Annotated in this window: 20 protein-coding genes; 14 read left to right on the top strand and 6 right to left on the bottom strand. The window is 72.5% G+C overall.

What is annotated here, in order from left to right:
* Positions 1-23 precede the first annotated feature (23 nt).
* Genes BW982_RS13075 through BW982_RS13065 form a run of 3 tightly spaced genes read right to left on the bottom strand, consistent with a single transcriptional unit; the run spans position 24 to position 2,833 of the window.
* Complete coding sequence (locus BW982_RS13075) at positions 24-950, bottom strand: nucleoside hydrolase (RefSeq protein WP_076493978.1); 927 nt, start codon at positions 948-950, stop codon at positions 24-26.
* Entirely contained in the window at positions 947-1,792 is an 846-nt protein-coding gene (locus BW982_RS13070) for a ribokinase (protein WP_076493976.1), read from the bottom strand. Before BW982_RS13070 ends, BW982_RS13075 begins: the two co-directional genes overlap by 4 nt.
* A gap of 18 nt (positions 1,793-1,810) precedes the next feature.
* Entirely contained in the window at positions 1,811-2,833 is a 1,023-nt protein-coding gene (locus BW982_RS13065; RefSeq protein ID WP_076493975.1) for an FUSC family protein, read from the bottom strand.
* Positions 2,834-3,170: 337 nt separating this feature from the next.
* Between BW982_RS13065 and BW982_RS13060 the strand changes: the two genes are divergently transcribed.
* Positions 3,171-3,635, top strand: coding sequence for a DUF3817 domain-containing protein (locus tag BW982_RS13060; protein WP_076493973.1), 465 nt, complete (start codon positions 3,171-3,173; stop codon positions 3,633-3,635).
* Positions 3,636-3,745: 110 nt separating this feature from the next.
* On the opposite strand, the gene BW982_RS13055 is transcribed toward BW982_RS13060, so the two are convergent.
* From BW982_RS13055 to BW982_RS13050, 3 genes are read right to left on the bottom strand one after another with little or no spacing between them, the layout of a single operon-like run.
* Positions 3,746-4,846, bottom strand: coding sequence for a class I SAM-dependent methyltransferase (locus BW982_RS13055; RefSeq protein ID WP_175611104.1), 1,101 nt, complete (start codon positions 4,844-4,846; stop codon positions 3,746-3,748).
* An 11-nt stretch (positions 4,847-4,857) separates the two neighbouring features.
* Positions 4,858-5,007, bottom strand: a complete 150-nt coding sequence (locus BW982_RS18275) for a hypothetical protein (protein WP_175611103.1) — start codon at positions 5,005-5,007, stop codon at positions 4,858-4,860.
* Positions 5,008-5,032: 25 nt separating this feature from the next.
* Positions 5,033-5,797 carry an EI24 domain-containing protein gene (locus tag BW982_RS13050; RefSeq protein WP_076493970.1) on the bottom strand — a complete coding sequence of 255 codons (765 nt, stop codon included), beginning with the start codon at positions 5,795-5,797 and terminating at the stop codon, positions 5,033-5,035.
* Positions 5,798-5,857: 60 nt separating this feature from the next.
* Here BW982_RS13050 and BW982_RS13045 point away from each other — a divergent pair, with 60 nt between their 5' ends.
* From BW982_RS13045 to BW982_RS12985, 13 genes are all read left to right on the top strand, one after another.
* Positions 5,858-6,691, top strand: a complete 834-nt coding sequence (locus tag BW982_RS13045; protein WP_076493968.1) for a hypothetical protein — start codon at positions 5,858-5,860, stop codon at positions 6,689-6,691.
* 107 nt (positions 6,692-6,798) lie between these two features.
* Positions 6,799-9,327 (top strand): ATP-dependent Clp protease ATP-binding subunit, encoded by a 2,529-nt coding sequence (locus tag BW982_RS13040; protein WP_076493966.1) that lies wholly within the window; start codon positions 6,799-6,801, stop codon positions 9,325-9,327.
* Between the two features lie 208 nt (positions 9,328-9,535).
* A complete protein-coding gene (locus BW982_RS13035) occupies positions 9,536-10,417 on the top strand; it encodes an LLM class flavin-dependent oxidoreductase (RefSeq protein WP_076493965.1) in 882 nt (293 codons plus the stop codon).
* Positions 10,414-11,178: an LLM class flavin-dependent oxidoreductase gene (locus tag BW982_RS13030; RefSeq protein ID WP_076493963.1), complete on the top strand. Its 765-nt coding sequence runs from the start codon at positions 10,414-10,416 to the stop codon at positions 11,176-11,178. Before BW982_RS13035 ends, BW982_RS13030 begins: the two co-directional genes overlap by 4 nt.
* Before the next feature lie 105 nt (positions 11,179-11,283).
* A complete protein-coding gene (locus BW982_RS13025; protein ID WP_175611102.1) occupies positions 11,284-12,030 on the top strand; it encodes a DUF1684 domain-containing protein in 747 nt (248 codons plus the stop codon).
* 87 nt (positions 12,031-12,117) lie between these two features.
* A complete protein-coding gene (locus tag BW982_RS13020; protein WP_139327448.1) occupies positions 12,118-13,632 on the top strand; it encodes an ABC transporter substrate-binding protein in 1,515 nt (504 codons plus the stop codon).
* Between the two features lie 32 nt (positions 13,633-13,664).
* Positions 13,665-14,612: an ABC transporter permease gene (locus tag BW982_RS13015; RefSeq protein WP_254845596.1), complete on the top strand. Its 948-nt coding sequence runs from the start codon at positions 13,665-13,667 to the stop codon at positions 14,610-14,612.
* Positions 14,609-15,469 carry an ABC transporter permease gene (locus BW982_RS13010; protein ID WP_076493959.1) on the top strand — a complete coding sequence of 287 codons (861 nt, stop codon included), beginning with the start codon at positions 14,609-14,611 and terminating at the stop codon, positions 15,467-15,469. Before BW982_RS13015 ends, BW982_RS13010 begins: the two co-directional genes overlap by 4 nt.
* Complete coding sequence (locus tag BW982_RS13005) at positions 15,466-16,278, top strand: ATP-binding cassette domain-containing protein (RefSeq protein ID WP_076493958.1); 813 nt, start codon at positions 15,466-15,468, stop codon at positions 16,276-16,278. Before BW982_RS13010 ends, BW982_RS13005 begins: the two co-directional genes overlap by 4 nt.
* Positions 16,275-17,048, top strand: a complete 774-nt coding sequence (locus tag BW982_RS13000; RefSeq protein ID WP_076493956.1) for an ABC transporter ATP-binding protein — start codon at positions 16,275-16,277, stop codon at positions 17,046-17,048. The genes BW982_RS13005 and BW982_RS13000 overlap by 4 nt, the downstream gene beginning before the upstream one ends.
* A 4-nt stretch (positions 17,049-17,052) precedes the next feature.
* Positions 17,053-17,457: a DoxX family protein gene (locus tag BW982_RS12995; protein WP_076493955.1), complete on the top strand. Its 405-nt coding sequence runs from the start codon at positions 17,053-17,055 to the stop codon at positions 17,455-17,457.
* 236 nt (positions 17,458-17,693) lie between these two features.
* The gene (locus tag BW982_RS12990; RefSeq protein WP_076493953.1) at positions 17,694-19,280 is read left to right on the top strand and encodes an ATP-dependent DNA ligase; all 1,587 of its coding nucleotides are present in this window, start codon (positions 17,694-17,696) and stop codon (positions 19,278-19,280) included.
* 4 nt (positions 19,281-19,284) lie between these two features.
* Complete coding sequence (locus BW982_RS12985; protein ID WP_076493951.1) at positions 19,285-19,911, top strand: MDR/zinc-dependent alcohol dehydrogenase-like family protein; 627 nt, start codon at positions 19,285-19,287, stop codon at positions 19,909-19,911.
* Positions 19,912-19,938 lie beyond the last annotated feature (27 nt).

Raw genomic sequence — 19,938 nt, 5'->3', positions numbered from 1 at the left:
GGACGGCCGGCGCAACGAGCGGTTCAGCCCGGCCACACCCGCCCCTCCAGCCGTCCGAGGAGCACCTCCACGGCAGACCCCTCCATACCGCGCACCCAACGCTGCGTCGACGACGCGCGCGACGAGACGGTGCGCCCACGCTCCCCGCCGGTGAGCCGCACCTCGACCTGCCCCGACGCGACGCTCACGCCGCGCAGCGCCCCGGCCGCGACCATCGCCGCGAGGGGATCGTGCAGAGCGCAGCGGCGGTCGGGGAAGACGCGGCCCTCGTAGAAGTCGAGGTACGCCGGCAGCATCGCGGCCAGCGCCTGCGGGACGGCGCCCGGGATCGCTTCGAGGCGCACGAGGTCGGTGGCATCCAGGGTCTGCGTCATCGTGACGTCGAGGGGGACGAGGGTGGTGTCCCAGTCCTGCGCGAAGACGACCGCGGCCGACTCGGGGTCGTTGTGGATGTTCGCCTCGGCCCACGCGGTCACGTTGCCCGAGTGGCCGAACGCGCCGCCCATGACGACGAGCCGGTCGAAGGACGCAACGCCCGGTTTCTCGGCGTACGCGGCGAGGTTCGTCAGCGGGCCGAGGGCGAGGACGGTGAGATCCGGATGCCGTGCCGCGAGGTGATCGATGAGCTCGACGGCGGCGCGGGTATCGGGGGAGCGGCCGGCCGCGGCCCACGCGATGCCGCCGACGCCGTCCTCGCCGTGCACGTGTGGCGCGCCGCCCGCGTAGTCGCGCCCGCGGAAGTGGTGCGCGCCCACGGCGACCGGGATGTCGTGGACACCTGCGAGCTCGAACAGCGTCAGGGTGTTGGCGGCGCCGCGGGCGGCATCCGTGTTCCCGGAGACCGTCGTGACGCCCACGATCTCCACCGCTGGCTCGGCCAACAGATACGCGAGGGCGAGCGCGTCGTCGATGCCGGTGTCGCAGTCGACGAGGATCGGGCGGCGGCTCACGCGGACACCCCGTACGCGTCGAGCGGCTCGAGGGCGGGCTGCGACGCGTCGTCGGCGACGGCGGCGGCGCCCACGACGCAGGCGCGGGCGAGCGCGGCACCCTCAGTGTCGCCGCGCAGCAGACCCACGACCAGCGCCGCGCAGAACGCGTCGCCCGCGCCGACGGTGTTGCGGACGGTCGTCGCGACGCCGGGTGCCGAGGCGACGAGCTCGCCGTGCCGGTACAGCCGCGCCCCCTCGGCTCCGAGCGTCACGCACAGCAGGGGAGCGTCGTGCACCTCGGGGAGCTGGGCGTACTCCGTCTCGTTCACGATGACGAGGTCGGCGCGCTCGAGCACCCCGGCGGGGAGCGGGCGCGCGGGGGCGGCGTTGAGGGCGAAGAACCCGGCGGTTTCCGCGGCGGCGGAGATCACGGCATCCGAGACCTCCAACTGCGCGAGCACCGCGGCACCCGGCTCGATTCCGAGCGCGTCGGCGTCGATCGCGGCGTTCGCCCCGGCGCACACGACGATCGAGTTCTCGCCGGTCGCGTCGACGACGATGAGCGCGGTGCCGGTGGCCGCGTCGGAGGTCTGCACGGTCGTCGCGTCGACACCGACCGATGCCAGCTGCTCGCGCACCCCGCGTCCGTCGAGGTCATCGCCCACGGCACCGACCATCCGCACCCGGGCGCCGAGGCGCGCGGCCGCGACGGCCTGGTTCGCGCCCTTGCCGCCGGGGCCGCGCTGCAGCACCCCGTCGGCGACCGTCTCGCCGGGGCCGGGTGCGCGCTCCACGCGAGCGGTGAGGTCGACGTTGATCGCGCCGACGACGGTCAGGGCGACGGGGGCGGGTCCCGGCATCCGGGGTCTCCTTCGGGTTCAGGCGGACGAGCGGCGCCGCAGCGCCGCGGAAACGATCGCGACGACCGTGCCGACGGCCACACCGATGACCGTCTCGAGCACGCGGTCGCGCAGCAGCATTCCGGGCGTGGCGGGGGAGGCGAGCGAGATCATCAGGAGCGCGAGAGGCGTGATGAACACCATCGCGATGCCGTAGTTGCGGCCCACGAACAGCTCGGCCCCCACCTGCATCAGGACGGCCACGACCAGGATCGCCCACGGGGGAAGGTGCAGGGCGAGCAGTCCCGCGGCGATGAGGACACCCACGAGGGTGCCGACGAGTCGCTGAGTCCCGCGGATGAGCCGCGCGGTCACGTGCGCGCCGCCGACCGCGGCCACCGCGCCGACCATCGCCCAGTACCAGTGCGTCCCGATCAGCAGCGTGCCCGCGACACCGGCCAGGAGCGCGGCGACCCCGACGGTCGCCGTCATCTCCCACGCGACCGGCCCGATCGGTGGCGCCTGCCGGGACGGGCGGCGCCACGACCCGCGTCGCACGAGGACGAACGCGGTCGTCACCAGCAGACTCCACGCGACGCTGCTGAGTCCGACCAGCAGCACGAGCCCGAACGTCGCCGCCGTCGCGGGGAAGCTCGCGCACGCCCCCGCCGCGAACACCGTGAACAACGCGCCGGGGGGATGCCACTGCGCCCGGTACGCGAACAAGGTCACCGCCGCGGCGAGCACAGCCACGACGACCACGCTCACCACCGGCGGAGCCGACAGCGCCGACAGCAGCGTGCCGAGCAGCATCGACAGGACCAGGATGCCGCCGGCCGTCGCCTGCATCCGGACACGCGTGCGGGGCGGATCGAGTCGGCCGTACAGCGCGGCGAAAGCGCCGAACGACGCGTAGACGCTCAGGTCGAGGCGCCCGATCAGCAGCAGGACCAGGAGAGGCACGCCGACGCTGAGCGCGGCCCGAGCCGCGACCCGATGGGCGCCGCCGTGCGGACCGATGCGGATGACCCCGGTCCACACGCGCCCCCGGGATTCCGCCACCGGACCAGCCTACGCGGCGTCCGCGGGCTGCTCCGCCTGTACCGTCGTGCGGACTCCCGGGAGGACACGCCGAGAGTGACCGGTATGGACCGGTGTGTCGCCGCGGAACTCCGCGGCGGGGTTCGCCGGTGGGGTGCCGAGGAGGCGTGCCGTCGGGCGGAGTCGGGCGACGACACGCCGTCGTGGCGCTGCCCGGGGTCGGGGTGTCGTCACCGACTCCGCAGGACGGTACGTCCGACGACGGATGACTCCGCGCTGCCTCGACGTCGAACAGTGCGGCGGGTGGCCGCGATCGTGCTTCCGTAGGGTGGGAAGCCCGACCCGAACGAGGAGAGACGTGTTCCGCACGCCCCTGACCCTGTTTCGCACGCTCGCGATCGCCGAGGCGATCTCGTGGACTCTGTTGATCGCGGGGCTGATCCTGCGCGCGACCGCCGACCTGTCGATCGCGGTGACGATCGGGGGTGGCATCCACGGGTTCGTCTTCCTCGCGTACGGTGCGACCGCGGTGCTCGTCGCGCTGAACCAGCGCTGGGGACTCGGGCCCGCCGCCGTCGCGATCGTCAGCGCCGTGATCCCGTACGCCACTGTTCCGACCGAAGTGTGGCTGCACCGGACGGGCCGGCTGCGCGGCGCCTGGCGACTCGAGGCCGGCGACGACCCGCGCGATCACCGCCCGCTCGACCGCTTGCTGCGCTTCTTCCTGCGGCGGCCCTGGGTGCTCGGCATCCTGATCCTCGCTGCAGTGGCGCTGATCTTCGTGGTGCTGCTCGTGGTCGGCCCGCCAGGCGGGAAGGGCTGAACCTGGGGAGCTTGTCCCACTTGTGGTTGGCTGCGGGGTGCGTGGTTGACCATTTTTGGGACATGCGTCGTCAGAAGTGGGACGCGGGGTGGGGGCCCACCGGCGAAGGCTCAGCGGCGGGTCGAGACGGTGACCGTGAACTTGCGGTCGCGCGCGATCTGACGCGTCGGACCGACGAGGCGTTCCAACGCCGGACGGTACTGCAGCGCGGAGTTCCACACCGTCCACAACTCGCCGCCGGGGCGCAGAACCCGTGCCGCGTCGGCGAACATGCGCGGAGCGATGCTCTCGGTGATCGCCCCGCCCGTGTGGAACGGCGGATTCAGGGCGATGAGGGACGCGCTGGCATCCGGCCGCGAGGCGAGCAGATCGTCGCGCACGACCTCGATCCGGTCGGCGACACCGTTGGCCATGGCCGTCGCGCGGGCCGAGGCCACCGCGACGGTGGATTGGTCCGTCGCGACCACGTGGACGGAGGGATGCCGCAGCGCCCACGCCGCGGCCACGACTCCGGTGCCGCAGGCGAAGTCGATCGCGCCGTCGACGGGGTCGGGGAGGTGGGCGAGCAGCAGACGCGTGCCGATGTCGATCGACGCCCCGGCGAACGCCCCGCCGAACGCGCGCACCTCGAGCCCGTCGACGGTCGCCGCTTCGGGCTGCGGGTCGGCGCCGTCGTGCGGCCCGCGAGCGACCAGGACGCGCGACTTCTGCCGCGCGTGCGTGACGTCGACGCGCGTGAAGTGCTCGCCGAGCACGTCGTTCATCGTGGGCGTCATGTATTTCAGTCGGCCACCGGCGAACACCACGACGTCGGGGTGGGCGTGCGCGGCGATGAGTCCGGCGATGTCGTGGAGCGCGCGCAGGGCGCGGGGGAGTCGGAGCAGGACGACCCGCGCGTCACGGAGGAGCCCGGCGTCCAGCGGGTGGTGGATGAACGTCGCGTCGAGCCCGGCGCGTTCGGCGTTCGCCTCGAGCGCGCGCTCGCCGGTCAGGGCGTCCTGGTGCACTCGGATGCCGCGTGCCCCCGTGGCGGCCGCGCCGAGCGTGAGGGCCCCGTACGCGTCATCGATGACAACGAGGCCGCCCTCGGGGACGTCGGCGCGCGCGGCCTCGGATTCGTCGAGGATCAGTCGGTCGGCGGCATCCACCGCCACCAGATCCGGACCCTCGAGGTCGGGCCAGCGGCGGAGGTCGTCGAACGAGAAAGGCACCGAGTGGGGGATCAGCGGGTGCCGAAGTGGAAGGGCAGCGCCAGCGAAGCAGCGACCAGCAGGATGCCGAGGGCGAAGAGCAGCGCGGGGACGGCGGTCGAGAACGACAGACCGAACAGCAGCATGCCGCCGACGAACAGGATGAGCGAGACGATGAACATAGGGGATCCCTTCGGTCGCTCCAGGCTATCGTGCCGCGTCGGGCGTCCGGTGCGCCCCGGCGGGCGTCTCGCGGAGCGCCGCGTGCGTCCACAGGGTGCTTCCGGCCACCGCCGCCGGCATCACGGCGACCGCGCCGAGCGGGATGAGGAAGCACAGCTGCGTCGCGACCCCGAAGCCGAGGGCGCGGGCACGGTTCTCGCGGAGCACGGCTCGACGCGCGCGGCGGTCCAGCCCGCGCGCGGAGAGGGCGCGGGAGGTCAGCTCGTCGGCGAGGAGCCAGCCGGTGAGGAGGACGCCGACCACGAAGCCGAGCGGTCCGCCGACGAAGGGGATGAGGCCGACGAGCCAGGCGGCGAGCGCGGCGAACACGCCCCGCACGATCAGGCGCACCGCGTCTCCGACGGCGCGCCAGAAGCCGTACTCGGCCTCCGGGATCCTGCCCGTGGCGGAGAGCTCGGTGGCCCGCCAGATGCGGTCGTAGAACGGTTCGCCGACGGCGAGGGTGACGGCGGTGAACGACACGATCGCGAGGAACGCGGCGGCGCCGAAGGAGGCGACGACGATCGCGGTGCGCAGGACCGTGGCCCAGAGGGGGTCCCACGTGTTCGCGAAGGGGGTCCAGTCGTCGACGACCTCGCCCAGGAGAACCGCCCAGCCGACCAGGGCGGCGCCGAAGGCCAGACCGACAAGGAAGCCGGGGATGAGGCCGAGCGCCATGGCGCCGGGTGAGCGACGCCACTGGCCGAGGCCGCGCAGGAGCATCGCCGCGCCCTGGAGGAACTCACGCATCCGGGCATTCTCGCAGAGCGGCGCGCCCGCGACGTCGGGGGTGGCTGACAGGATGCCGCTATGCTCATCCGCACGACGTCGACGCAGCGCACCTACCGGTACGTGCGCCTGACGATCCTCGCGGCGACGCTGCTGCTGGCCGTCGCCGTCGCGGTGGAGGAGATCACCGGCGGGCCGTTGCCGTCGCTGAGTGCGGCGTACTACACGCCGGCCGGGCCGATGTTCGTCGCCGGCCTGTGCGTGGTCGCGGCGGCGTTCGTCGCGCTGTCGGGGCGAAGCGTCGAGCAAGGGCTGCTCGACGTCGCCGCGGTGCTCGCGCTCGTGATCGCGGTGGTTCCGACGACCGTCGAATCCCCGGCGTGCGGGCAGTCCGTGCGGTGCGTTCCGCCCGCGGTCGTCCCCGCCGTGGTCAACAACGGTGTGGCGGTGGCATCCGTCGTGTTCGTCGGTGTGGTGGCCGGACTCGCGCTGTCCATCGTGCAACGAACGATCTCGCGCGGCGTGGTGCTCACCGCCTCCGCGATCACGCTGCTCGCGGGCGGATTCGTCGTCTGGGGGAGCGTCTCGCCGACGACCTTCCTCCCCCTCGCGCACAACGCCGCGGCCGTCGGCTTCTTCCTCCTGATCGGGGCGGTGGCGGTGATCGCGGCATGGCGTCCGCAGCGTGCACCGCGGCGTTTCCGGCCCGCGTACGCGGCGGTGGCGGTCGGCATCCTGATCGCCCTCGCGGGGCTCGGTGCGACGCTCGTCGCGGCGATCGCGGGTGTGGACGTCACCCGGCCGGTGCCGTGGGTGTTCCTCGGGGAGTCGCTCGCGCTGGTGCTGTTCGCGGTGTTCTGGTTCCTGCAGACCGTGGAGTTGTGGAACGAGCCCGACCCGCGGCTTCGTACCTAGGGAGCGTGAGCCGGGAATATCCTCGGAGCCCCTCCGTTGAACTTGATACGCAGCCACTCAAGTTGCAAACTTGAGTCGACTCCACTCACGTATCACAGGAGACGGAATTGCCCGAAGATGTCACCCCCGGCGCCGGGGACAACGGCGCCCAGTCGTTCGACGAGTTCCTCGCGCGCTACCTCGCCGGTGAGCGCGCCCGCGCCGAGCGTTCCATCGACCTGAGCCGGTTCCTGAGCGCCCGCACGCAGGAGGCCCTCCAGGAGGCCGGACGCTACGCGCTCGGCCGTGGGCAGCGCGAGCTCGACGCGTTGCACGTCCTGCACGTGCTCGTCGGGCAGGCCCCGGCGCGCGACGCGGTCGCGCGGCTCGGCGCCGACCCGGCCGCGATTGCCCGCGCCGCCGAGAGCCGCCTGCCGGCCGCCGGTCCCGCCGCCGACGTCGATGGCGCCGTCGTGGCGGGCTCGGTCCAGCGCGCGCTGTTCCACGCCTTCCAGGTCGCCCGCGCCGCCGGGTCCACCTACGTCGACCCCGACCACCTGTTCTTCGCCCTCGTCCTCGCGCAGGACGCCCCCGCCGGGCAGATCCTCGCCCAGGCCGGTGTCACCGCCGAGGCCCTGACGCAGGGCGTCCGCGAGACGGTGGTCGGCGGCGAGCAGGCCACGGCGCCCGAGGAGACGGCATCCACGACCCCGAACCTCGACCGTTTCGGCACCGACCTCACCGCGCTCGCCGCGGAGGGGCGTCTCGACCCGGTGATCGGTCGCGCCGACGAGATCGAGCAGACGATCGAGATCCTGAGCCGCCGAACGAAGAACAACCCCGTGCTCATCGGTGAGGCCGGCGTCGGCAAGACCGCTGTCGTCGAGGGCCTCGCGCGTGCGATCGTCGCGGGCGACGTGCCCGAGCAGCTGCGCGAGACGCGTGTCGTCTCGATCGACCTCGCCGCCATGCTCTCGGGAGCCCGCTACCGCGGCGACTTCGAGGAGCGCCTCACCCAGACGATGGACGAGATCGCCGCCCAGTCCGGCAAGCTCGTCGTCTTCATCGACGAGGTCCACACCATCGTGGGCGCCGGTGCCGGTGGCGAGGGGGCGATGGATGCCGGGAACATCCTGAAGCCGCGCCTCGCGCGCGGTGAACTGCACCTCGTCGGTGCCACGACGCTCAAGGAGTACCGCACGATCGAGAAGGACCCCGCCCTCGAGCGGCGTCTGCAGCCCGTGCGCGTCGGCGAGCCGTCCCTCACGGACGCCGTCGAGATCCTCCGCGGTCTGCGCTCGGCGTACGAGGATCACCACGCCGTCACCTACACCGACGACGCGCTGCGCGCCGCCGTGGAGCTCGGCGACCGGTACCTGCCGGACCGGGTGCTGCCCGACAAGGCGATCGACCTCATCGACCAGGCGGGGGCGCGTCTGCGCCTGCGTCTCGGCGTCTCCGTCGACACGACAGCGCTGGTGGAGCGTCTGGCGACGCTCGAAGCCGACAAGAACGCCGCCGTCTCGGCCGAGCACTACGAAGAGGCCTCGCGCATCCGCGACGAGATCGCCGCCGTGCAGGAGCGCCTCGATATCGCCACGTCCTCCCCGCGCCCCGACGCGGTGGTCGACGAGCCCGAGATCGCCGCGGTGATCAGCCGGTCCACCGGCATCCCGGTGTCGCGTCTGACCGCCGGTGAGCGCGGACGTCTCGCCGAGCTCGAGACCGAACTGCACGCGCGAGTGATCGGACAGGACGCCGCCGTCACCGCGGTCGCCAAGGCCGTGCGGCGCAACCGCACCGGTATGGGCGACGAGAACCGTCCCGTCGGGTCGTTCCTGTTCCTCGGCCCCACCGGCGTCGGCAAGACCGAGCTGGCGAAGGCGTTGGCCGGGTCGCTGTTCGACGACGACTCCGCCGTGATCCGCTTCGACATGAGCGAGTTCGGCGAACGGCACACCGTGTCGCGGCTCATCGGCGCCCCTCCGGGATACGTCGGCTACGACGAGGCCGGGCAGCTCACCGAGCGTGTTCGCCGCAACCCGTACTCCGTCGTGCTGTTCGACGAGATCGAGAAGGCCCACCCCGACGTCTTCACCCTGCTGCTGCAGGTGCTCGACGACGGACGCCTGACCGACGGACAGGGGCGCACGGTCGACTTCCGCAACACCGTGATCGTGATGACCTCGAACCTCGGCAGCGAGTACCTGGCATCCCGTTCCGGCGCCATCGGGTTCACCACGACCGGGCGCGAGTTCGACGACGCCGACCTGCGCGACCGGGTGATGGGGAAGCTGCGCGAGGCGATGCGGCCCGAGTTCCTCAACCGCATCGACGACATCGTGATGTTCCGCAAGCTCGAGAAGGAGCAGCTGCGCGACATCGTCCGGCTGCTGCTGGAGCGCACGTCGAAGCGGCTTTCCGCCCGGGGCGTCGCCTTCGACGTGACCGATGCCGCGGTGGACCGGCTCGCCGAGGTCGGGTACGAGCCCGAGTACGGGGCGCGGCCGCTGCGTCGGGTCATCCAGCGCGAGATCGACGACCGCATCGCCGACCTCTTCGTCGCCGGTGAGCTGGTCGACGGGGGAGCGGTGATCGTGGATGCCACGGCATCCGGCTTCGTCGTGCGGGCCGCCGTGGTGGCGCTCGCCGCGTAAGTCTCGACGGGCCCCGTCCGGGGCCGTCGTGATGGGCGCGGCGTGTGCCGGACTCCGGATCTTCGTCGCCCTTTCGGCCGCTTGGCCGCGGCGGGGAGGCGTCCGCGGCACATTCCTCCGGAGTTCGGCACGCGCTCGGGGCGGATCCCCCGGGGCCCGCGTCACCGCGACCCTGCGGGATGTCGGAGGGGCACGGCAGAGTAGGGGCATGAGTCGCATCGGCACGATCTTCAGCCCCTACCCGCACCCGCCCGAGGAACTGCGCGAGGCCGCGCGGGTCGCCGAGGGTGAGGGCGTCCCCGAACTGTGGCTGTGGGAGGACTGCTTCCGGTCGTCGGCCTGGGCCGCGGCCTCGGCCGCGCTCGCGGTCACCGATCACCTCCGCGTGGGCGTCGGCATCGCCCCGTTGCCGCTCCGCAACGTCGCCGCCTCGGCGATGGAGGTCGCCACCATCGAGCGCATGTTCCCGGGGCGCCTCCTGCCCGGCTTCGGCCACGGGGTGCAGGACTGGATGCGACAGATCGGCGCCAAGGCCGCGTCGCCGCTGACGCTCATGCAGGAGCAGCTGCCCGCCCTGCGCGGTCTTCTCGCCGGCGACACCGTCAGCGCCGAAGGCCGCTACGTGAAGCTGCGCGACGTGTCGCTGGATTGGCCGCCCGTCGTCGCGCCGCGCGTGTACGCCGCGGCCGAAGGACCCAAGACGCTCCGGCTGGCGGGCGCGGTCGCCGACGGCGTCATCCTCGACAGTCGGCACACCGTCGACGAGGTCACCGAAGCCGTGCGCCTCGTGCGTGCCGGATGGGCCGAGGCCGGGCGCGGGGGCAGCCCCGACATCGTCGCGTACGTCCTCACCGCCTTCGGATCCGGCGCGAGCGAGCGGGTCGGCGCGGTGCTGAAAGACCGACCGGATGCCGCCGACCGGGCGCTCGCGGGGACCGTCGGCGAGGTCGCCGAGGGGGTCGCCCGTTTCCAGGCCGCGGGTGTCGACGACGTCGTGCTGCTGCCGACCGACGACGTCGACCTGCACGTGTTCTTCTCGGCGGTCGGACAGGTCGCCGCCGAGGTGCCCGCCGCCGGAGGCGTGTCGTGAGTCGCGGTGTCGTCTCGATCGGCCTCGCCGGGTCGCTCGGGCCCGACGCGGTCGCGCGGATCGCGCCGGCCGTGGAGGCCGCAGGATTCGACACCCTCTGGATCAACGACACCCCCGACGGTGACGCCCTCGCGGCGCTCGCCGCCGCAGCTCGCGTGACGCGCACGCTGCACCTGGCGACGGGCGTCGTGCCGGTGGACCGTCGACCGGCCGCGGAGATCGCCGCCGACGTGGCATCCCTCGCCCTTCCGCTGGACCGTCTCACGCTGGGGATCGGCTCGGGCATGGCGAAGGAAGGCGCGCTCGGGCGCGTGCGCGAGGCGGTCGCGGTGCTGCATGGCGCGGGGCTCCCGCGGGTCCTGGTGGGCGCGCTCGGGCCCAAGATGCGCCGGCTGGGGGCCGACGAGGCCGAGGGCGTCCTGCTGAACTGGGTCCCGCCGACCGAGGCCGCGGCCCAGGCGGCGGCGCTGCCGCGGACGGCGCACGTCGCGGTGTACGTGCGCACCGCGATCGCCGATGCCGCCCGCGAGCGGCTCGCCGCCGAGACCGCGCGGTACGCGTCGTTCCCGAACTACGCGGCCAATTTCGCCCGCATGGGCGTGGATGCCGTCGACACCACGATCCGCGACGTCACCGAGCTCGGCGGCGCCCTCCAGGCCTACACGGATGCCGTCGATGAGGTGGTGCTCCGCGCGATCGTGCCCGACGATACCGTCGAGGCCTACCTCGAGTTCGTGCGGCGGACGGCACCCCGGGCATAGCGGCCGCCCGTACGGCCGAGCGCGGCCGCCCGCGATTACCGACCGGATGGAAACACACCGTCACGGAATTTCCCGAGACGCTCGCGATGTTGTGGACTGGTGATGATGTCTTCCCCCGATTCCCCCGCTCCCGCCGACCACACCGCCTGGATCGCCGCGCGCCGCGCCGCTGTGACGGCACCCCAGGGCGCCCTCGCCCTGGTCCTCACCCACTGGTCGCCCGCCGGAGACCCGCCCGTCCGGGAGGACGAGGCACGCCACGGGCACCCGGACGATGCCCTGTTCACGCGTCTGCAGCGTGCGGACATCGACTCCGGTGCCGTCCAGGAGGGCTACCGGATCTGGCGTCAGGACTCGCCCGCGAACCGTGCCTTCGAAGGCATCGAGTACTACGACTACGACCCGACCTGGGTGCTCCGCGGCCGGTTCGAGCTCGTCGACGAGGAGCGGGTGGTGCCGTTCGAGCACATCCGCGACGACGGCGCCACGCGCGCGCTTCCGGTGTCGGGCGACCTGGTCTTCGAGGTCGACGGCCGCGAATTCCGCCTCGCCGCCTTCGACACGACCTACGGCGGCACGGCGCGGTTGCAGCTCGTCTTCGGAGACACCACGAACGGCGCCGAGAGCTACGGCGCCGGCCGGTTCCTCTTCCTCGACCGGCCGGCATCCGATCGCCCCCTCGTGCCCGGCGACGCGGTCGAGCTCACGATCGACTTCAACCGTGCCGTCGTCCCGCCGTGCGGGTTCTCGAGCCAGATGAACTGTCCGCTGCCCCCGCCGCAGAACCGCCTCCCCTTCCCGGTGCGGGCGGGCGAGAAGCGCGTGCGGTTCGCCGGCGACTTCCACCCCTGAGCCGCGCCCCCGCCCGGCCCCGCAACGTCCCCTCCCGCGCCACAGCACTCGCGCGCCCTCCCATCCCTCACCATCGAAGGAACCGACGTGTCCTCACGCTTCCGATCCACCCGTTTCGGCGCCGCTCTCGCGGTCGCCACCGCCGGGCTCCTGGTCCTCGCCGGCTGCGCGGCCGGGGCCGCCCCGTCCGCGAGCGACGCCGCCGACCCGCAGGCCGAGATCGTGGTGGGCTCGCAGAACGAGCCCACCAACCTCGACCAGATCTTCGGCGGCTCGTCGGGTGTGACCGAGGTCTTCACCGGCAACGTCTACGAGGGTCTGTTCAAGATCACCGACGACGCGCAGGTCGAGCCCCTCCTGGCGGCCGACACGAAGGTCTCCGACGACGGGCTCACGTACACGTTCACGCTGCGGGACGCGACGTTCCACTCCGGCAAGGCGCTGACGGCCGCCGACGTGGTCTTCAGCCTGGAGCGGTTCATCGGCACCGACTCGATCGCCGCGCGCAAGCGTCAGCTCAGCGTCATCGACACCGCGACCGCTGTCGACGACTCCACCGTCCAGGTGACGCTGAAGCAGCCGTCGATCAGCTTCACCTACAACCTCGGCTACGTCTGGATCGTCAACTCCGAGGCGGGCGACCTGACCGCGACGGCCGACGGTACCGGTCCGTACAAGCTCGCGGACTACCGCAAGGGCGACTCGATCAGCCTCGACGTCAACCCCGACTACTGGGGTGACGCCCCGGCGAACGGCGGCGTGGTCTACCAGTACTTCGCCGACCCCACCGCGCTGAACAACGCTCTGCTCACCGGAGCCGTCGACCTCGTCACCAGCCAGTCGAACCCCGACAGCCTCGGCGACTTCGAAGCCGCCGGGTTCCAGATCATCGAGGGCACCTCGACCACGAAGGAACTGCTCGCGTTCAACGATCGCGTCGCGCCGTTCTCCGACGTGAAGGTGCGCAAGGCGATCTACTCCGCGATCGACCGGCAGAAGCTGCTGGATGCCATCTGGAACGGCCGCGGTCAGCTCATCGGCTCCATGGTCCCGCCGTCCGAGCCGTGGTACCTCGACCTCGCCGACAACAACCCGTACGACCCGGCCCTCTCGAAGCAGCTGCTCACCGAGGCCGGCTACGCCGACGGGTTCACGTTCTCGATCAAGACCCCCGACTCGGGCGTCCACTCCACCGTGGCGGAGTTCCTGAAGTCGGAGCTCGCGAAGGTCGGCGTCACCGTCGACATCGAGATCATCACCGACGACCAGTGGTACCAGCAGGTGTACACCGACAAGGACTTCCAGGCGACGCTTCAGGGCCACGTCAACGACCGCGACATCAACTTCTACGGCAACCCCGACTTCTACTGGGGCTACGACGACGCCGACGTGCAGACGTGGCTGTCGCAGTCCGAGGCGGCCGCGAGCGTCGACGAGCAGACCGCGCTCATCCGCCAGGTCAACCAGAAGATCTCGGACGACGCGGCCAGCGTCTGGCTGTACCTCAACCCGCAGCTGCGGGTGGCGGCGCCCGGCGTCACGGGCGTGCCGAAGAACGGTCTGAACTCGCTGTTCTACGTCTACGGCATCCAGAAGGCCTGATCATCGGGCGGTATCTGATTCGACGGACAGGATTGCTGCTGCTGGCGTTCGCGCTGGCGATGGTGATCCTGTTCGTCGTGCTCCGGGTGCTCGGCAACCCCGTCTTCGCCCTCATCTCGGTGGGGGCGACGGATGCCGAGATCCAGTCCGCCGCGGCCCGGCTGGGGGTGGACCGCCCGATCTGGGAGCAGTTCCTCTCCTACGTCCAGCAGCTCGCGACCCTCGACCTCGGCCAGAGCTTCACGAACCGACTCTCGGTCGGAGACGAGATCGTCCGCCGCCTCAACGTCACGCTGCCGCTGACGCTGATCTCCTTCGCCCTGTCGGTGCTGATCGCCGTGCCGGTGGGGTTCCTCGCGGCCTGGAAGGCGCGCACCTGGTACGGCACCGCGTTCTCGGCCCTGTCGCAACTGGGCGGCGCGGTGCCGGTGTTCTGGGTGGGCCTGCTGCTCGTGGGGGTGCTGTCGCTGAACTGGCGGCTGTTCCCCGCCGGCGGGTTCCCCCGACGCGACTGGGAGGATCCCGGCGCGGCGCTGTACGCCCTCACGCTCCCGGTGCTCACGATCGCGCTGGTGGCCGGAAGCGACCTCGCCCGCTACGTCCGCAGCGCGACGCTGGACGTGCTCGGCCAGCAGTACCTGCGCGCCGCGCGCGCCACGGGACAGAGCTTCGCGACAGCGTTCGTGCGGCACGGCATTCGCAACGGCGTCGTGCCCGTCATCTCGATCCTCGCGATCCAGCTGTCGACCACGTTCGTGGGCGCGGTGATCGTCGAGAGGGTGTTCGCGCTCCCGGGCCTGGGCGACATGCTGCTCGTGGCCATCCGCGAGCAGGACTTCCCGAGCGTGCAGGGCGTCATCCTGTTCTCGACCGCGCTCGTCCTGCTGCTCGGATTCGTCGCGGACGTGCTGCAACGGCTGATCGATCCGCGGCTGCGCGGGACGCTGTCCGGCAACCGTCGCGCGAGGGCCGTCGCATGACCGCCGTCGTGACCGCCGTCACCCCCCGACGGCGTCGGACGGGGCGGCGCCGGTCGTTCAACCTCGCCGTCGGCGGGGCGCTGTTCGGCGCCATCGCCGTCGTCGCCCTCGTCTCGCTCGTGTGGACACCCTTCCCGCCCGAGGCGACCGGCGGGGGGCGGCTCCTACCGCCCGGCGCGGAGCACTGGGCCGGGACCGACCGGCTGGGCCGCGATCTCTTCTCGCAGCTGATGGTCGGTGCGCGCCTCGCGATGGTGGTCGGTGCCGGATCGGTCGCCATCGCGGCGGTCGTCGGCATCCTGGTCGGGCTGCTCGCCGCGGTCGCCGGTCGCGCCGTGGACGACGCGCTCTCGAGCCTCCTCGACATCGCGATCGCCTTCCCGACGCTGCTCCTGGCGATGCTGATCGTCGCGTGGCGCGGGGCGTCGGTCGAGTCGGCCGTGCTCGCGATCGGTCTGGCGGGTTCGGCCGTGATCGCGCGCCTGACGAGGGTGAGCACGGTCCGCATCCTCGGGCAGGACTTCATCACCGCCGCGCGGACCTCGGGCACGGGAACCGCGGGGATCATCCGGAGGCACGTGCTGCCGCACCTCTGGCCCACGCTGATCGTGCCGCTCGCTCTGCAGTTCGGCGGGGCGGTGATCGCCGAGGCGTCGCTGTCGTACGTCGGCCTCGGATCCCCGCCGCCCAACGCCTCGTGGGGGCGCATGCTCCAGGAGGCGCAGAGCACCGTGACGGCCGCCCCGACCGCGGCACTCCTCCCCGGCATCCTGCTCGTCGCCACGATCATCGGCGTCAATCTGCTCGCCGACGGCGTCCGCGACATCGCCGATCCCTCCTCGAGGAGCATCCGATGACCGATCCGCTGCTCTCCTTCGACGCGCTCGGCGTCGATCTCGACGACCGCGCCCTCGTGGAAGCCGTGAAGCTCGACATCGCGCCGGGGGAGCGCGTGGGCATCATCGGAGAGTCGGGCTCGGGCAAATCGCTGACGGCGCTCGCCGTCCTGGGGCTGCTGCCCCACCCGTTGCGGGCCCGCGGTGCGGCGGTGGTCCGCACTCCGGACGGACCCGTGGATGCCGTCACCGCGACGCAGCGGCGATGGGATCGGGTGCGGGGGTCGGTGGTGGCCGCGGTGTTCCAGGAACCCCTCGCGTCGCTGGACCCGCTGATGCGCGTGGGGCGGCAGCTGGCGTGGCCACTCGCGCATCACCGCGGTCTGCGTGGGGAGGCGCTGCGGCGCGGCGTCCTCGACGCCCTGTCGGACGCGCAGGTCGGCGAACCGGAGCGGATCGCCCGCGCCTACATCCACGAGATCTCCGGCGGCCAGCGCCAGCGCGTCGCGATCGCCCTCGCCCTCGCGGGCTCACCGCAGCTGCTCATCGCGGACGAGCCCACCACCGCGTTGGATGTGACCGTCCAGGCGGGAGTGCTGGACCTGCTGCAGCGAGAGGTCACCGAGCGGGGGATGTCGCTGCTGTTCATCAGCCACGACCTGCCGGTGGTCACGCGCATGACCGACCGCGTGCTCGTCCTGCGCCACGGCCGCCAGGTGGAGGTCGCCGACACCGCGACGCTCGTCTCCGCCCCCGCCGACCCCTACACGCGTGCGCTGGTCGAGGCCTCCCGTGCGCTGGACGATCTGCTTCCGGAGGTGTCCCCATGACGACGCCGATCCTCTCCCTCGATCACGTCGATTTCGCCTATCGCGCCGATCGGCCGGTGCTGCAGGACGTGTCGCTGGCGCTGGCGCCGGGCGAGAGCGTGGGGCTCGTCGGCGAGTCGGGCGCGGGGAAGACCTCGCTCCTGCGGATCGCCCTCGGGCTCGAGCTCCCGACGGCCGGCCGCGTGACGTTCGAAGGGCAGGCTGTGGGGTCGCGCCGACGTGCGGAGCTGCGCGGGTTCCGCCGCGCGGTGCAGCCGGTGTATCAGGACCCCTTCTCGTCGCTCGACCCCCGGATGCGGGTGGGCGAGGCGATCGCGGAGCCGCTGCGGTCGCTCGGGATCCCCGGCGACGGGGATGCGCGGGTCGCGCAGCTGCTCGCCGACGTCGGTCTCCCCGAAGACGCGGCGTCGCGCTACCCCGACGCCTTCTCGGGCGGCCAGCGCCAGCGCATCGCGATCGCGCGCGCCCTCGCGCCCGAACCTCGGCTGCTCCTGGCCGACGAGCCGGTGAGCGCGCTCGACACGAGCGTGCGGATGCAGGTGATCGAGCTGTTCCAGCGTCTCGCGCGCGAGCGCGGCATCGGCATGCTCCTCGTCTCGCACGATCTCACGATCGTGGCCGCCCTGTGCGCGCGCATCGCGGTGCTGCAGGGGGGTCGCATCGTCGAGGAGGGACCGACCGCCGAGGTGCTCCGCCGCCCGCGGCATCCGTACACGGCGAGACTCCTGGCATCCGTTCCCCGCCTTCCGACCCGCGAGGCGGCAGACTGACCTGATGCCACGACGTCGAGGTCCCTCCGCCCGTCCGTTCGCGCGCGGGGCGCTGGCCGCGCTCCTCGTCGCCGCCGGGGTCAGCCATCTCACCTGGGGCCGTCGCGGGTACCGGATCGTGGTGCCGGACTGGGCCACGCGGATGCTGCGCACCGACGCGGACGCGATCGTCGTGGCATCCGGGATGGCGGAGGTGCTGCTCGGTGTCGGGCTCGTGGCGCTGCCGCGTGAGCGACGGCGCATCGGCACCGCGGTCGCCGCCTTCTTCGTGGCGGTGTTCCCCGGCAACGTCCACCAGTGGCGCACCGGTCGGGCGGCACCGGGTCTGCGCACCGACCGCGCGCGGTTCGTCCGGCTGTTCCTGCAGCTGCCGCTCGTCGCGTGGGCGTGGTGGTCGACGCGGCGGTAGCGGCGTGTGGTGCCGCGCGCGATAGACGTCAGGCGCGTTGTGCTGCGTGGGGAACGCGGTGCGTGTGGTGCTGCGTGAGGAACGCGGTGCGTGTTCCGCTGCGTGAGAAACGCCATATGCGCCGAGAAACGCGACGAGAGGCCGTTTCTCGTCGCGGATCGCGTTTATCGATGGCAGGCGGAGCGGGGAAGCGCAAGCCGACCGGCGATGTCGGAGGGGGATGCCAGGATGCCGACATGCTCTTCGGTGAACTGCAGGTCGCGCTGGCGACCGTGGCCGCCACCCGCTCGCGCCTCGCCAAGGTCGACGCCCTCGCCGACCTGCTCGGCCGGCTGGCGCCCGACGAGATCGTGCCGGCGATCGGGCTGCTGACGGCCGCGCCCCGTCAGGGCCGCCTCGGCGTCGGTTGGCGGACGCTCACCGCCCGGGGCGGCGATCACTCCGAGGCCGCGACGCTCACCGTCGGCGACGTCGACGCGGCGTTCTCGCGACTCGTCGAGATCTCCGGCAGCGGGTCCGGCGCCGTGCGCACCGCGCTCCTCGACGACCTGGCGCGGCGGGCGACGGCCGACGAGTGGGATCTGCTGGTGCGGGTGATGACGGGAGAGTTGCGCACGGGGGCGCTCGAGGGCGTTCTCCTCGACGCGGTCGCCCGCGCCGCCGACCGCGACGGCACGCTCGTGCGCCGCGCCGCGATGCTGTCGGGCGACCTCGGAGAAACGGCGGCACTGGCGCTCACCGCTTCGGCGGACGAGCTGGCATCCGTCGGGCTCGTCGTGGGGCGCGGCGTCCAGCCGATGCTCGCCTCCACGGCGACGTCGGTGGGTGAGGCGCTCGCGGTGGCGGGACGCGCGTCGGTCGAGTACAAGCTCGACGGCGCCCGTGTCCAGGTGCACCGTCACGGCGACGAGGTACGGGTCTTCACCCGCACTCTGGCCGACGTCACGCACCGGGTCCCCGAGATCGTCGAGATCGTGCGGGGTCTGCCGGTGAGCGATGTGATCCTCGACGGTGAGACCCTCTCGCTCGACGACGACGGCGCACCGCGCCCGTTCCAGGACACGATGGCGCGCTTCGGTGCGGAGACCGCCCGCGAGATCGCGCTCCGGCCGTGGTTCTTCGACCTCCTGCACGTCGACGGTCGCGACCTGATCGACGAGCCGTTGTCGGAGCGGCGGGCCGTGCTCGCGCGCGTCGCCCCTGACCTGCGGATCCCGTCGATCGTCACCGACGTCGCCGCCGAAGCCGAGGAATTCTCGCGTGCGGCGCTGCGTGCCGGCCATGAAGGCGTCATGGTCAAGGGGCTCGACGCGCCCTACGCGGCGGGCCGGCGGGGCAAGAGCTGGCTGAAGGTCAAGCCCGTGCACACGTTCGACCTCGTCGTGCTCGGCGTCGAGCGCGGATCGGGGCGCCGGTCGGGTTGGCTCTCGAACCTCCACCTCGGCGCCCTCGACCCCCGCGGGGCCTTCGGCGAGCCCGGTGGCTTCGTCATGGTCGGCAAGACGTTCAAGGGACTCACCGACGAGGTGCTGGCCTGGCAGACCGCGCACTTCGTCGAGCGCGAGATCGGCGCGGTGCCCGGCGGCATCCGGGTGACGCCCGACACGGTCGTGGAGATCGCGATCGACGGCGTGCAGCGCTCGTCCCGGTACCCCGGGGGAGTCGCCCTGCGCTTCGCCCGCGTGAAGACGTACCGGCCCGACAAGCCGGCCGCGGAGGCCGACACGATCGACACGCTCCGCGCACTCCTGCCCGGGGCCGGGGCCGGGGTCGATGCCGACGCCGGGCCCACGGACGCGGGCGCGACACGAGAGGAAAGGTGACCCGATGAGCCGTGTGCCGTGGTGGGACGGTGAACTCGAGTACCGCAGTTTCGGAACACCCGGCGCGCCGCGCGCGGTGGTCGTGCTGCGCACCGGTGACGTGTCGACGATCGACCCCGACGTGCGCGTGACGTCAGGGTTCGACGTGCGGATCGTGGCCGTCGGACTGGACGCCCCCGAGCTGGACGATCCGCCCGCGTTCGGCGGGCAGACGCCCGCCGGGCTCACGCTCGATGCCCTGCGCGGGCTGCTCGAGCGGGAGATCCCGGGGACCACCGTGGGCCTCGTGGGCGAGCGCTCGGCCGGGCGAATCGCGCTGCATCTCGCCGCGGCGATGGGGCCGGTGGTCGACCGGCTCGCGATCGTGGGCGTGGAGAGTCCGACCGACCCGCTGAGCCGCGACCTCCACACGCCGCTGCTCGACGACGTCGTGGCCGACACGCTCGTGGTGGTGGGCGGTGCGGGACCCGCGGGGACCCACGACGCCGAGTGGTTCTCACGACGCATCCCGTCGGCCCGTGTGGAGGTGATCGACGCCGAAGACCTCGACACGCTCAACGGCCACGTCACCCTGTCGTCGGTGTGGGCCAGCGTCCTGGCGCACGTCGCGCCGGGCGCGCAGCGCCGCTGACGCGAATCGCCCGACGGGCGTCCGCGG

This window comes from Microbacterium sp. RURRCA19A, from assembly GCF_900156455.1.
Classification (GTDB): domain Bacteria; phylum Actinomycetota; class Actinomycetes; order Actinomycetales; family Microbacteriaceae; genus Microbacterium.
Note: the sequence above shows the minus strand (reverse complement) of the source record. Positions and strands in the feature narration are given on the sequence as shown.